This is a genomic window from Aquimarina sp. AWH4_224 (genome assembly GCF_056160245.1).
In genome coordinates, this window is sequence record NZ_JBSWWU010000001.1 from 322,983 (window position 1) to 335,127 (window position 12,145).

A 12,145-nucleotide genomic window follows, 5' to 3' on the forward strand; every position below is an offset into this window, starting at 1 on the left:
CCTAGGGGTAATAGTAGTACCAGTGATAGAAGTTCTCCCAGAAAGGGTAATCATTTCTAACCTAATCCACAAAGCCGAGATGTAAACGGTACTTAACATTAGTTTGCTTTATATTATAAGTTCAAATGTATAATTTTTTACTTTTAGAGAAAATTAAATTAGAACTATCCTTAAACTTTTGTTAATTCAATAATATAGGTATAGTTTCGTTGTAGAATTCTCAAAAAAAATAAGCAAAGTAAGCTCATGAAAATATTTTCGGCATCACAAATGCGTATGGCAGACGAAGTTACCATAAAATCAGAGAAAATAACTTCTTTAGAATTAATGGAACGGGCCGCAAGTCAAATTTTTAATCTTTTGCATCATCGATTACAGGGAGCACAAATACCTATCCATGTGTTTTGCGGTATAGGAAATAATGGAGGAGATGGATTGGTGATTTCAAGATTATTAGTAGAACATGGTTATAATGTAAAAACTTATATCGTTAACTTCAGTGAGAATCGATCCAAAGATTTTCTGGTGAATTATGATAGATTAAAGGAAATAGCAAAAGAATGGCCTTTCCAAATTAAATCTGAAGAAGATTTTCCTAATGTTCAATACCAGGACATGGTGATAGACGCCATTTTTGGGATTGGATTAAATAGACCGTTGGTACCTTGGGTGACTCAACTGATTAAGCATATTAATAATGCACGTTGTTTTACGCTCTCTGTTGATATTCCTTCTGGTCTGTATGATTACAAAAAACCTGATGATCCTGAAGGAGTAATTTTTGCTGATGTAACTGTTACTTTTCAATTACCTAAGTTAGTCTTTTTCTTACCGCAAACCGGAGGGTATACCAAAGAGGTGGAAGTGATTGATATTGGGTTAGATCGCAATTTCTTACATCAAACACCTGGTATCGCAGAATTGATTAATAAAAACGAAGTAGTCCCTTTATATCGTTCGCGTCATAAATATAGTCATAAAGGTACTTTTGGACATTGTGTATTGATAGGAGGAAGTTATGGTAAGATAGGAAGTATGGTATTGGCCACCAAAGCAGCTTTAAAAATGGGAGCAGGTTTGGCCACTGCCTATGTTCCTGAATGTGGATATGAAATATTGCAAACTACTGTACCAGAAGCGATGATAATTACCGATAGCGATGACGAGTTGGAAGAGATCAATTTGGATTTTGAACCTTCTGCGGTAGGTATAGGAATGGGATTGGGAACCGATGAGAAAACGATTAAAGCGTTTGAAGAGTTTTTGAAAGAAAATAAAGCTCCTATGGTTATTGACGCAGACGCTATAAACTGTATGGCTAAAAGACCTGAGCTTTTAGAACATCTTCCTTTGCAAACCATCATTACACCACATCCTAAGGAGTTGGAACGTTTAATAGGGAAGTGGGAGGATGATTTTGACAAAATAAGAAAAGCACAGGAGTTTTCTGCTAAGCATCGTTGTGTTCTTATCATAAAAGGAGCTAACTCTATTATTATATACGAAGATCAAATGTATGTTAATAATTCTGGGAATCCTGGTATGGCTACAGCTGGTAGTGGAGATGTGTTAACAGGAATGCTTACTGGACTTTTGTCACAAGGATATGATCCAATCAGGGCAGCAGTATTGGGTACCTATTTACATGGTAGTGCTGGAGACCTGATCGCTCAAAAAAATGGCTTTGAAGCGTTAATTGCTGGCGATATCGTGAACAACATTGGTCAGGCTTATTTGGAGTTGTTTAGGCAGCCACAGCAACAGGCACAAGAACAAAAATGATCAAAATATAGAGTATTTACTTTTGCTCAAATGATAACAGAAAAAAGCCTTTGAATAACTCTTGGGCTTTTTCTTTTTCCACCCCAGAGATTGGGTTGTTATCTAATAGTAATCCCGCTAAGGGATATTTTTCAGTGCTATAAACCTCAGGAATCATGCTTATTTGATTGTTATTCATATGTACCATAAACAATCCAGGGATTTTGGTAAAAACCGGAGGCAACTCTTCGAACTTATTGTATCCTCCGTGAATCACCCATACCTTTCTCATGTCTTTCATGGTTCCTGGTAGATGTGATAATTCATTATGATCAATATATAAGAAACGTACTTGGTCAAGTTTTCCTATAGTTTCTGGGAGTTCTTTTATTTCATTATGATCTAACCATAGCGAATATAGTTTTGGAAGTTTTGCTAAGAATTCAAAATTTTGAGTTCCTTCTAAATGATTGTAGGAAAGGTTGAGATCTTTAATCGATCTTAGCTCCACTATATTTTCTGGTAGCGTTTTGATGTCATTTCGTTTCAGGTTGAGAAAATCTAAAGGAAGTGTAGATAATACAGTAAAGGACTGCTTCCAATCAAGACCTGGATTGTTTACCAAAGATAGTTGAGATAGATTAGTAAGCTTTCCTAAGGATTCGGGCAATCTATCGATATCCATACTATCCATAATTAGAATGCTTAGTTCTTTATTCCCAGTGATTGTTTTTAATACGTCTTCAAGATCTAGATTTGGATTATTACTGATGTTCAGCATTCTTAGGTTTGATAATTCCTGAACCTCTTTGGGTAATGCATTTAAGTTTTGACCACTTAAATCAAGTCTATAGATCTTTTTTAGTTTACTATTTTCAGTAATGAAATAGTGCGTTTTCTTATAGAAGCTCTTGTAGGTATTACAACCACTTAGTACGGATAATAGACCGAGAATTAAAAGATATGTATGCCTAACTTTAATCATTCGTTACATTTTTGTATAAAGCGTTTCCTGAAACTTCTATATAAATTTTGTCATTGGTGTCCACTGCCCATGGGAAACGAGGATTCAAACCTATACTATCGTGTAAGGTATTTTGAATAAAAGCACCAGCTTTTTGACTGTTGATTCCTAGTTTGGAGTGTACACTATAATATTCATCCTGATACGTTCCATATGCATATAAATTTCCATAAAACAAATCTTTGAAAGGAGGTAAGGTATACCAAACATTTTTACGTCCGTCATCAGAGTTCACAGGATTTCTTGGGGATCTGCTATAATCGGGACGAGCGGTAAATATATCTATACCCAAGCCGACCTGATAAATGGTATTTGGATTTTCAATTTTGGTAAATCCAACGTTTAAACTACCAGTTACTCCATAATCTGTTCCGGCACCATTAAACCATCCGATTTTAAAATCATTCATAAATGCAAAATGAATATTATGATTAGCATTACTAAAGCGCATTAGTAGTGCACCTCGCTTTAACCCATAGGATTTTAATTCTTTGGGTAAATGATCTTTACCGAAACCAAAACCTAATCCGTTAAAGCCTCCTTTTCCTGTGGTATTGAAGATGATCCCAGTATTTGTGTTAGAAACCGCTGATCCTAACAAATTAGTGTTTTTACCAATACCTCCCAAACCGAAAAACTCATAAGAATAGGCCAATCCAGAAGTTTTTTTGGTGTGTCTTTTTATGAATTGATAGGTTGTAAAAGAGACACCACTTTCAACAGAAAGATCACCATAATTGATAGTCCCAAATCCAAATACACCAAGTTTTAACCATTGATTCTGGTTTCCGAGTGTAATTTCTGCCTGTAGTAGGATTCCGCCATCAATATTTAGATTTTGAGCGTACAGCGATTGATTTAAGAGAATAAAAAAGAGTGCGATAAACCTTAAACAAATCACTTTCATAAATTATCTTCTAGGATGGAAATTATTCATTACTTCGCTTAAATGACTACGATCAACATGCATGTATATTTCTGTAGTCGTAATACTTTCGTGACCTAACATTAATTGTATGGCTCTTAAATCTGCGCCATTTTCTAATAAATGAGTGGCAAAAGAATGCCTAAAGGTGTGAGGGCTCACTTTTTTATGGATACCAGCTTTTTCTACCAAACGCTTAATAATTGTAAAAATCATGGCTCTGGTTAGTTGTTTTCCTCTTCGATTTAAGAATAATGTGTCTTCATGGCCTTTCTGAATATTGATATGATTGCGTATTTCCTTGTGATAAATATTGATGAATTTTTGAGTGGTCTCACCAATGGGTACAAATCGTTGTTTATCTCCTTTTCCTATTACACTTATATACCCTTCGTCAAAAAAGAGGTGGGATAACTTTAACTCAATAAGTTCGGTAACCCGTAGTCCACATCCATATAAAGTTTCTACAATGGCTCTATTGCGTTCTCCTTCGGGTGTACTTAAATCAATTTGTGAAATGATCAAATCGATCTCCTCCACAGATAGGGTGTCGGGTAGTTTTCTTCCTGTTTTAGGAGACTCAATCAACTCCATTGGATTGGATTCCCGATAATCTTCAAACACTAAATAATTAAAAAAACTTTTTAACCCAGAGATGATTCTTGCTTGGGATCTTGCATTCACCAATTTTGCGGTCTCAAAAACAAACTGTTGTAAGATTTCTTTGTCTATAGATAGTGGAGAGGTTTCTATTTTAGAATTTTCAAGAAAGGATAATAAGCGTTTGATATCCAGTGCATAATTGATTATTGAGTTTTCCGAAAGTCCTCTTTCTATTCTAAGATAGTGTTGATAATCCTTTAAGGTGTGTTCCCATTTCATTAGCATAAAAATAACAAAGAAAAGCATCTTTATGCAAACTGGAAGCGATTAAAATGTGAGTTGTTTTCTTCTTCAAATTTGTAGTGAATGATCAGAAGAAAAATAAAAGTGGCAAGGTCTTTGTTTCATCAGCTTCTGTAAATTTTAAATAAACAAACATTAATTATGAAAAAAATTTTAGCATTTATCGCAATTGCATTTATCGGGGTTAGTATGAACGCACAAGAAGACTCAATTCGTTTTGGAGCCAAAGCGGGTGTAAACTTCAATAATGTAAAAGGAGATAATGAAGGAACAGATAATCGCACCGGTTTCCATATTGGTGGACTTGTAGAAATTCCGATCTCTGAAAAATTCGCGTTTCAACCAGAATTACTGTATTCTTCTCAGGGAACTCAGGTAGATGAGGATGGTTTTGAATCTAAAACTAAATTAGATTACTTAAACATTCCTTTAATGGCTAAATTTTATGCAGCAAAAGGATTTAGTATCCAGGCGGGTCCTCAGATTGGGGTCTTATTATCTGCAAATTCTGAAGGTACTGATCTTGGACAACCATTTGATGACGATATCAAAGATCAATTGAGGTCTGTAGACTTCGGTCTTAATTTTGGAGCAGGATATCAATTGGATATGGGACTGTTTTTTGAAGGTCGTTATAACTTAGGATTATCCAATATTTTTGAAGAAGATGTAATCGGAGATGATAGTGTTCAAAATTCGGTATTCCAAGTTTCTGTAGGGTATAAATTCTAATCCTTAGAAAAAGATTAGTATAAAGGGCGTTATGTGAATCATAACGCCTTTTTCTTTAATACCTTTAACATATGTTCCTTGAAGTTCATTTTGAGAAACATATCTCCTCGATAATGAAACAATGATACTATTTGTAGTACTATTTTGCAAGTAGATTTGCTTTCTAAACTAAATCAATAAATAATAATGAAAAAAGTTTTTTTAGCAATCTGGTTATTGGGTGTTTCGGGCAATCTTCTAGGGCAAGAAGAAAAAAAACGTTTTGGAGCTAAGGGTGGAGTAAATTTTTCAGACTTTAGTTCTACGGATTATAGAACAAGTTTTCATATCGGAGCATTGGTAGAAATACCTATATTCAAAAAAATACACCTACAACCAGAATTAGTATATTCTTCACAAGGAGGAGAAAATGTATTTCAGGATATAGAAACAATAAGTAAGGTGGATTATATTAACATCCCTGTTATGTTTAAACTTTTTCTAAGTAAAAGATTTAATATCCAGGCGGGGCCACAATTAGGTATGTTATTATGTGCTAATGATCAAATAACTGCTAGGATTGATGGTGTTGATCAACGATTTGAGGGAAGTATTAGATCACTACTAACAGATTTCGATTTTGGCCTTAATTTTGGATTGGGATATCAATCAGAGGTAGGGGTTTTTATAGATGGTCGATTTAATTGGGGATTGACAGATGTAACCAAAATTGATTCTGATATTTCTGAAGTAAACAATGTGGTTTTTCAGTTTTCCTTAGGATATATGTTCTTATAATAGGTGAAAAATAAAGATTAAAAAGCTTCTTAGACATAGTAACAAGAAGCTTTTTTCTTTTATAGATGTACTTATGTTTAAAAATAAAACTACATTTGAGTACGTTTTATAGAATAAAAAAATGAAGAAAACATTCTTTTTGCCCCTAATTGTACTGTTTGCTACTTTTTCATCCTATGCACAGGATGAGGAACCTTTGTATACTAGAGCAGGTTTTAAAGCCGGACTGAACTATGCCAATATTGGTGGAGATATTGAGGATACCGATGCTAGAATTCGAATGCACCTTGGAGCTGTAGTCGAGTTTCCGATTACACAGCAAATCTATATACAAGCAGAAATACTATACTCTGCACAAGGATATACCATTGAAGAAAATGGTGCTGAAAATAAGATCAGCCTAAATTACCTAACCCTTCCTTTAATATCAAAGTTTTATTTCGGAAATCATTTTAGCTTAGAAACAGGTCCTCGTTTTGCTACTTTGGCTAATGCTACAGAATCCGATGATGATACTCCAGAAGAGTTTTTTGATTCCTTTAATAATTTTGATTTTGGTTGGATCGTGGGAGCAGGATATAAATTCGAAAGCGGATTGTTTCTTCAAGCTCATTATAATCTAGGACTTAGCGATGTGATTGATACCAATGTGCTGGATGTATCCACCAATACTTCATTAGTCCAGTTATCCGTAGGCTATTTATTTAAGACTAAAAACAATAGAAGACAAGAACCAGCAGTACAAGAATGAAATTGTTAATACTCAACGGACCAAATTTAAATTTACTGGGCAAAAGAGAGCCTGGTATTTACGGAGATCAGACTTTTGAAGGTTTCTTTAAGCAATTACAGGAACAGTTCCCTTCTGTTGACTTGTCGTATTACCAATCCAATATTGAAGGAGAATTGATCGATAAAATTCAAGAGGCAGATGATACTGTTGATGGTGTAATTCTTAATGCCGGTGCATATACACATACTTCTATTGGCATTGGAGATGCGATTAAGGCCATTGCCACTCCTGTAGTAGAAGTACATATATCCAATACTTTTGGGAGAGAAGCGTTTAGACATCAATCTTATATTTCTCCAAATGCGAAAGGGGTTATTTTGGGCTTTGGGTTACAGAGTTATGAATTAGCCATACAAAGCTTTTTAAAATAACCTATGGATAAGACTTATTTTAATTGGAGCAGCGGGAAGGATTCTTCCCTTGCACTATACCATGTGCTTCAACATAAAGAATTTGACATCTCGCAATTGATCACTACGGTAAATAGAGATTATAACCGAGTTTCTATGCATGGTTTGCGTGTAGAATTATTGGATCGACAAGCGGAAAGCATAGGGATTCCTTTACATAAAATTGAATTTCCTGCACGAGTGTCTATGCAAACCTATACAGACACCATGAGAACAGAGGTAGAACAGATGAAAAAGCAAGGATATTCTCATTGTATTTTTGGAGACATTTTCTTGGAAGACCTCAGGAAATATCGAGAAGAACAATTAAATGAAGTAGGAATACAGGCTTCTTTTCCTTTATGGAAACAAGATACCAAAGAACTCCTTCGCGAATTCATTGACCTAGGCTTTAAGGCCATTACCGTTTGTGTAAATGCAAAATATCTGAATGAACATTTTTGTGGTAGAGTATTGGATCACAGTTTTATCGAAGAATTACCTGCAGAAGTGGATCCTTGTGGAGAGAATGGTGAGTTTCATACTTTTGTGTATGATGGCCCTATATTTAAATCCCCTATAGATTTTGAAATAGGAGAGAAGGTACTGCGTGGCTATGAGCCCGCCTCTGATCAGGATGATGATTGTTTTAAAGATGACGCAGATAAGAATTGGGACACTTCCTTTTGGTATTGTGATTTGATTCCTAAATGATAGTTTTAAAAAAATAAAAAACCTCAAAGTGTTTACTTTGAGGTTTTTTTATGATAATTTGAAAATCTATTACAAATGAATCACCTCGTCGTAAGCATCAGCAACGGCTTCCATTACTGCTTCACTCATGGTTGGGTGAGGGTGAATTGCTTTTAACACTTCGTGTCCTGTAGTTTCTAATTTTCTACCTAAAACCGCTTCAGCGATCATATCGGTTACTCCAGCACCAATCATGTGGCATCCTAACCATTCTCCATATTTGGCGTCGAAAATTACCTTTACAAATCCATCCTTAGTACCTGCGGCACTTGCTTTTCCAGATGCAGAAAATGGGAATTTCCCGATCTTCAATTCATAACCAGCTTCTTTAGCTTGCTTTTCTGTCATTCCTACACTCGCGATTTCAGGAGTAGCATAAGTACAACCAGGAACGTTTCCATAATCGATAGGCTCTACGTGCATTCCAGAAATTTTCTCAACACAGGTAATAGCTTCTGCAGTAGCAACGTGAGCTAAGGCAGGACCAGGAACCACATCTCCAATAGCATATACACCAGGGATATTAGTTTGGTACCAGTCATTTACTACAATCTTATCTCTATCGGTAGCAATACCCAATTCTTCTAAGCCTATATTTTCGATATTACTTTTAATTCCTACAGCTGATAACACGATATCTGCTTCCAGAACTTCTTCTCCTTTTTTAGTCTTTACAGTAGCCTTTACACCATCTCCACTGGTATCTACGCTTTCTACAGAAGAATTAGTCATTACCTTGATTCCAGATTTTTTAAAGCTTCTTTCGAACTGCTTTGATACTTCTTCGTCTTCAAGAGGAACAAGATTAGGTAGGAACTCTACAATAGTTACTTCAGTTCCCATGGCGTTGTAAAAATGTGCAAACTCAACACCAATAGCTCCAGATCCAACTACAATCATTTTCTTTGGTTGTTCTGGTAAAGACATCGCATCTCTATAACCAATAACTTTCTTCCCATCTTGTGGTAAGTTTGGAAGTTCTCTTGATCTTGCACCTGTAGCAATAATTAGGTGTTTTCCTTGGTAATCTGTTGCTTTACCATCTGCATCTGTAACCGTGATGGTGTTGCTTGATTTTAGTTTACCAAAACCTTCAATTACATCAATTTTGTTTTTCTTCATTAAGAATTGAACTCCTTTGCTCATTCCTTCAGCAACTCCTCGGCTACGTTTTACAACCGCTCCAAAATCCTTGTCAAAATTCTCTACAGTAAGCCCATAATCTGATGCGTGTTTTAAGTAATCAAAAACCTGTGCACTTTTTAATAAAGCTTTGGTAGGAATACATCCCCAATTTAGGCATACACCACCTAAACTTTCTTTTTCTATAATTGCGGTTTTAAACCCAAGTTGTGAAGCTCTAATCGCGGCAGGATAACCTCCAGGACCACTACCTAAAACAATGATATCATATGTGCTCATAAATGTCGATTTTTTTGAAGTCACGAATTTAAGGATAATTCGGCGATTCTAAAAAGGAATTAGATTTTCCTTAAAACAAGGTTTTCATGTATTTAAGCATAAAAAAAACACTATCCCAAGGATAGTGTTAATTTTTTGTGCGATTTATCGTGTGTTCTGTGATATATTAGTTTTATATCAAATCTTTAGAACTCTAGTTTTAAAGCTGTTTTTACTGCTTCCAGGTTGTTTAAATCTACTGGAGGATTCTGTGCAAATGCAGAAGGCACAACTACAATTCTAAATACCTGATTGTCGGTAATATCTGCCGCTAATGCTCCCAGATCGTCGCTTTCTAAAAATATTTCTATACTAGCGATACTTTGCTCTGCATCGAATATGAAATTAAATTGAAACTGAGCAAAACCACTCGGTGAGAAGAAGAATGTTCTTGGTAGTGGCTCCCACACATCTAATTGTGCAGTAGATCTTGTAGGATCTAATATATATACAAGTGCCACATCAGCATCGAATACATCTACATTGTCGGGTACAACTGCCTCTACGGTGAAGTTATTAGCAGGGTTAAAACTTCGGGTAATTTCAAAAGTACTTCCAATAGTATCAAAATCTGTATCATCATCACTGGTACAAGAAGTAATTAATAAGGTAGAGAAACAAAGTAATGCAATAATCTTTTTCATAAATTCTAAGTGTTTATTTGTTGTAAATTATTTTTTGTCAAAATCGATACTAACCGAATTCACACAGTACCGTTGTCCGGTCGCTGTAGGTCCATCATCAAAGACATGACCCAGATGGCTTCCGCAATTTGTGCATACTATTTCGGTTCTAATCATCCCATGTGAAGTATCTCTTATATATTCGATACTTCCCTCTATCGACTCATCAAAACTTGGCCATCCACACCCAGAGTCGAATTTGGTGTTGCTATGAAATAGGGGAGCACTACAAGCCATACAAGTGTACGTTCCTTTTTCGAAATGCATGTTGTACTTACCAGTAAATGGTCTTTCGGTTCCTTTCTGACGTAACACAACATATTCATCATCAGAAAGTTGTTCTTTCCACTCTTGCTCGGTTTTCTCTACAGGGTATTTTTTCATTATTTGGTTTTTTCTGGTACAAATACTAAGGCATCTCCATTGATGCAATGCCTCCATCCAGTGGTTTCTCGCGGACCATCATTAAATGCATGTCCCAAATGACCACCACAGGTTCCACATTTTAATTCTACCCTTGCATATCCTATTTTATAGTCAACGTCTTTTTCAATATTTCCTTTTACTGCTCTGTCAAAACTTGGCCAACCTGTTCCGCTGTCAAATTTATATTTGCTTTCATACAAAGGCGTATCACAAGCGGCGCAGTGAAAGGTCCCATCGTCATATACTTTGTTTAATATACTAGAATAGGGTCGCTCTGTTCCTGCTTGTCTCAAAATATAGTACTGTTCTGGTGTTAAAATCTCTTTCCACTCCTCATTGGTTTTAGAAACAGCATATACTTTCTTTTCCTTTTTGACATTTTTTTGAGCGTTACCTGCACAACCTACTACTAAAGCTACAAAACATAATACAAATAATCGTTTCATATTTTTTAATTAAAATTAAATAAAGTTTTAGTAATAGTCGTACAAATTCGTTTTCAATAACGTATCAACAACTATTCCAAAATAAATTTTACGATTTGGGAAATGACTTTTTGGTCTCCAAGAATTTTGCGATGCCCTAATTGTTCGGTTAACAATAGCTCTCCACTTTCTAAGGCGTCAGTAATCTCATGAGCCGAACTATAATGTACATCCACATCGTTTTTGTCATGAACCACAAGCGTAGGAATTTTGATTCCTTTTGCCGAAACAGCTCCAGAATAATTATTAAGATCCTCTCCATATCGATGATCAAAATAAGATTTAAGCAGTGTAGCTACTTTTTCAGTTAACTGCAGATTTTTAGCAAAGTTTTTGGTGATTGCAGTTATACTATTGGCGGTACCTATAATAATGAGTTTTTGAATGTTGAGTCCATGTTTTGTACTTCGCAATAAAGACATACCACCCAGAGAGTGACCAATTGCGGCTTCAAAAGGACCATATTGTTCTTCGAGGTAATGGATCGCTTCAATAAAATGTGGTAAAAGGGTTCTTTTTCCTGGAGATTTTCCATGAGCGGGAGCATCAAAACTCACCGTACTATATCCCTTGGCTAATAATTGATCTGCAATTTTTGATAACTGTGTGCCGCTACCAGACCATCCATGTACCAAAAGTATCTTTTTGGGAGCGTCTCCATAATGATACACCATAATGTCTCGATTGATGGAATTTACTCGAACCAACTCTTTTTTGCTTTGCTCATACATGCTTTTTTCTCGTTCTGGCATTTCGTAACTGAATGGAGTAAGAAAAATACGAGCAGCAAATCGAGAAGCGAGAAAAGGAGAAATCCAATTCAGTATTTTGCCAGCATATAGAATGGGTTTTGGTATAAGTAACGCCTGAACAGGAATTAGATCTTTTTCCACGTGCTATTTAGATTTATTTTGCGCATTAAAATTATAACAAGAGATACTTCTAAATGAAAGAATTATCAATAATTAACATTTCATAACAACAAAGTGAAGAAATATATTTCAAGAATTGTTTCGTATAACCTGATAAA

At 35.4% G+C, this 12,145-nt stretch carries 14 protein-coding genes; 6 read left to right on the forward strand and 8 right to left on the reverse strand.

From position 1 onward, the window contains the following. Positions 1 to 246 precede the first annotated feature (246 nt). Positions 247 to 1,782 (forward strand): NAD(P)H-hydrate dehydratase, encoded by a 1,536-nt coding sequence (locus ACXAGJ_RS01430; RefSeq protein ID WP_474836463.1) that lies wholly within the window; start codon positions 247 to 249, stop codon positions 1,780 to 1,782. 16 nt (positions 1,783 to 1,798) lie between these two features. Here ACXAGJ_RS01430 and ACXAGJ_RS01435 read toward each other — a convergent pair whose 3' ends face one another. Genes ACXAGJ_RS01435 through xerD form a run of 3 tightly spaced genes read right to left on the reverse strand, consistent with a single transcriptional unit; the run spans position 1,799 to position 4,592 of the window. Then, positions 1,799 to 2,746, reverse strand: a complete 948-nt coding sequence (locus ACXAGJ_RS01435; protein ID WP_474836465.1) for a leucine-rich repeat domain-containing protein — start codon at positions 2,744 to 2,746, stop codon at positions 1,799 to 1,801. Then, positions 2,739 to 3,692 (reverse strand): hypothetical protein, encoded by a 954-nt coding sequence (locus ACXAGJ_RS01440; protein WP_474836467.1) that lies wholly within the window; start codon positions 3,690 to 3,692, stop codon positions 2,739 to 2,741. The genes ACXAGJ_RS01435 and ACXAGJ_RS01440 overlap by 8 nt, the downstream gene beginning before the upstream one ends. A 3-nt stretch (positions 3,693 to 3,695) precedes the next feature. Then, positions 3,696 to 4,592: a site-specific tyrosine recombinase XerD gene (gene xerD, locus ACXAGJ_RS01445; RefSeq protein WP_474836469.1), complete on the reverse strand. Its 897-nt coding sequence runs from the start codon at positions 4,590 to 4,592 to the stop codon at positions 3,696 to 3,698. Between the two features lie 165 nt (positions 4,593 to 4,757). On the opposite strand from xerD, the gene ACXAGJ_RS01450 reads away from it, so the two are divergent. From ACXAGJ_RS01450 to ACXAGJ_RS01470, 5 genes are all read left to right on the forward strand, one after another. Beyond that, positions 4,758 to 5,348 (forward strand): porin family protein, encoded by a 591-nt coding sequence (locus ACXAGJ_RS01450; RefSeq protein ID WP_474836470.1) that lies wholly within the window; start codon positions 4,758 to 4,760, stop codon positions 5,346 to 5,348. A 186-nt stretch (positions 5,349 to 5,534) separates the two neighbouring features. Then, positions 5,535 to 6,125, forward strand: coding sequence for a porin family protein (locus tag ACXAGJ_RS01455; protein WP_474836472.1), 591 nt, complete (start codon positions 5,535 to 5,537; stop codon positions 6,123 to 6,125). A gap of 121 nt (positions 6,126 to 6,246) precedes the next feature. Next, on the forward strand, positions 6,247 to 6,876 hold the full coding sequence (locus ACXAGJ_RS01460) for a porin family protein (RefSeq protein ID WP_474836474.1): 630 nt from the start codon (positions 6,247 to 6,249) through the stop codon (positions 6,874 to 6,876). Then, positions 6,873 to 7,289, forward strand: a complete 417-nt coding sequence (aroQ, locus tag ACXAGJ_RS01465; protein ID WP_474836476.1) for a type II 3-dehydroquinate dehydratase — start codon at positions 6,873 to 6,875, stop codon at positions 7,287 to 7,289. Before ACXAGJ_RS01460 ends, aroQ begins: the two co-directional genes overlap by 4 nt. A 3-nt stretch (positions 7,290 to 7,292) precedes the next feature. Continuing rightward, a complete protein-coding gene (locus ACXAGJ_RS01470; protein WP_474836478.1) occupies positions 7,293 to 8,021 on the forward strand; it encodes a Dph6-related ATP pyrophosphatase in 729 nt (242 codons plus the stop codon). A gap of 69 nt (positions 8,022 to 8,090) precedes the next feature. Here the strand turns inward: ACXAGJ_RS01470 and lpdA are convergent, their stop codons facing one another. The 5 genes from lpdA to ACXAGJ_RS01495 all read right to left on the reverse strand — a co-directional run bounded on the left by lpdA (position 8,091) and on the right by ACXAGJ_RS01495 (position 12,008). Then, the gene (lpdA, locus tag ACXAGJ_RS01475) at positions 8,091 to 9,482 is read right to left on the reverse strand and encodes a dihydrolipoyl dehydrogenase (RefSeq protein WP_073313440.1); all 1,392 of its coding nucleotides are present in this window, start codon (positions 9,480 to 9,482) and stop codon (positions 8,091 to 8,093) included. A gap of 185 nt (positions 9,483 to 9,667) precedes the next feature. After that, a complete protein-coding gene (locus ACXAGJ_RS01480; RefSeq protein WP_474836480.1) occupies positions 9,668 to 10,165 on the reverse strand; it encodes a hypothetical protein in 498 nt (165 codons plus the stop codon). Positions 10,166 to 10,192: 27 nt separating this feature from the next. Then, entirely contained in the window at positions 10,193 to 10,588 is a 396-nt protein-coding gene (gene msrB, locus ACXAGJ_RS01485) for a peptide-methionine (R)-S-oxide reductase MsrB (protein ID WP_473286858.1), read from the reverse strand. Beyond that, entirely contained in the window at positions 10,588 to 11,076 is a 489-nt protein-coding gene (msrB, locus tag ACXAGJ_RS01490) for a peptide-methionine (R)-S-oxide reductase MsrB (protein ID WP_473286859.1), read from the reverse strand. The genes msrB (ACXAGJ_RS01485) and msrB (ACXAGJ_RS01490) overlap by 1 nt, the downstream gene beginning before the upstream one ends. Positions 11,077 to 11,147: 71 nt before the next feature. Beyond that, complete coding sequence (locus ACXAGJ_RS01495; RefSeq protein WP_474836483.1) at positions 11,148 to 12,008, reverse strand: alpha/beta hydrolase; 861 nt, start codon at positions 12,006 to 12,008, stop codon at positions 11,148 to 11,150. Between the last annotated feature and the right edge of the window lie 137 nt (positions 12,009 to 12,145).

What these genes read in the sequence shown, in the direction of transcription:
- ACXAGJ_RS01430 (WP_474836463.1), top strand. Translation starts at nt 247, where the DNA reads ATGAAAATATTTTCGGCATCACAAATGCGTATGGCAGACGAAGTTACC.
- ACXAGJ_RS01435 (WP_474836465.1), bottom strand. Translation starts at nt 2,746, where the DNA reads ATGATTAAAGTTAGGCATACATATCTTTTAATTCTCGGTCTATTATCC.
- ACXAGJ_RS01440 (WP_474836467.1), bottom strand. Translation starts at nt 3,692, where the DNA reads ATGAAAGTGATTTGTTTAAGGTTTATCGCACTCTTTTTTATTCTCTTA.
- xerD (WP_474836469.1), bottom strand. Translation starts at nt 4,592, where the DNA reads ATGAAATGGGAACACACCTTAAAGGATTATCAACACTATCTTAGAATA.
- ACXAGJ_RS01450 (WP_474836470.1), top strand. Translation starts at nt 4,758, where the DNA reads ATGAAAAAAATTTTAGCATTTATCGCAATTGCATTTATCGGGGTTAGT.
- ACXAGJ_RS01455 (WP_474836472.1), top strand. Translation starts at nt 5,535, where the DNA reads ATGAAAAAAGTTTTTTTAGCAATCTGGTTATTGGGTGTTTCGGGCAAT.
- ACXAGJ_RS01460 (WP_474836474.1), top strand. Translation starts at nt 6,247, where the DNA reads ATGAAGAAAACATTCTTTTTGCCCCTAATTGTACTGTTTGCTACTTTT.
- aroQ (WP_474836476.1), top strand. Translation starts at nt 6,873, where the DNA reads ATGAAATTGTTAATACTCAACGGACCAAATTTAAATTTACTGGGCAAA.
- ACXAGJ_RS01470 (WP_474836478.1), top strand. Translation starts at nt 7,293, where the DNA reads ATGGATAAGACTTATTTTAATTGGAGCAGCGGGAAGGATTCTTCCCTT.
- lpdA (WP_073313440.1), bottom strand. Translation starts at nt 9,482, where the DNA reads ATGAGCACATATGATATCATTGTTTTAGGTAGTGGTCCTGGAGGTTAT.
- ACXAGJ_RS01480 (WP_474836480.1), bottom strand. Translation starts at nt 10,165, where the DNA reads ATGAAAAAGATTATTGCATTACTTTGTTTCTCTACCTTATTAATTACT.
- msrB (WP_473286858.1), bottom strand. Translation starts at nt 10,588, where the DNA reads ATGAAAAAATACCCTGTAGAGAAAACCGAGCAAGAGTGGAAAGAACAA.
- msrB (WP_473286859.1), bottom strand. Translation starts at nt 11,076, where the DNA reads ATGAAACGATTATTTGTATTATGTTTTGTAGCTTTAGTAGTAGGTTGT.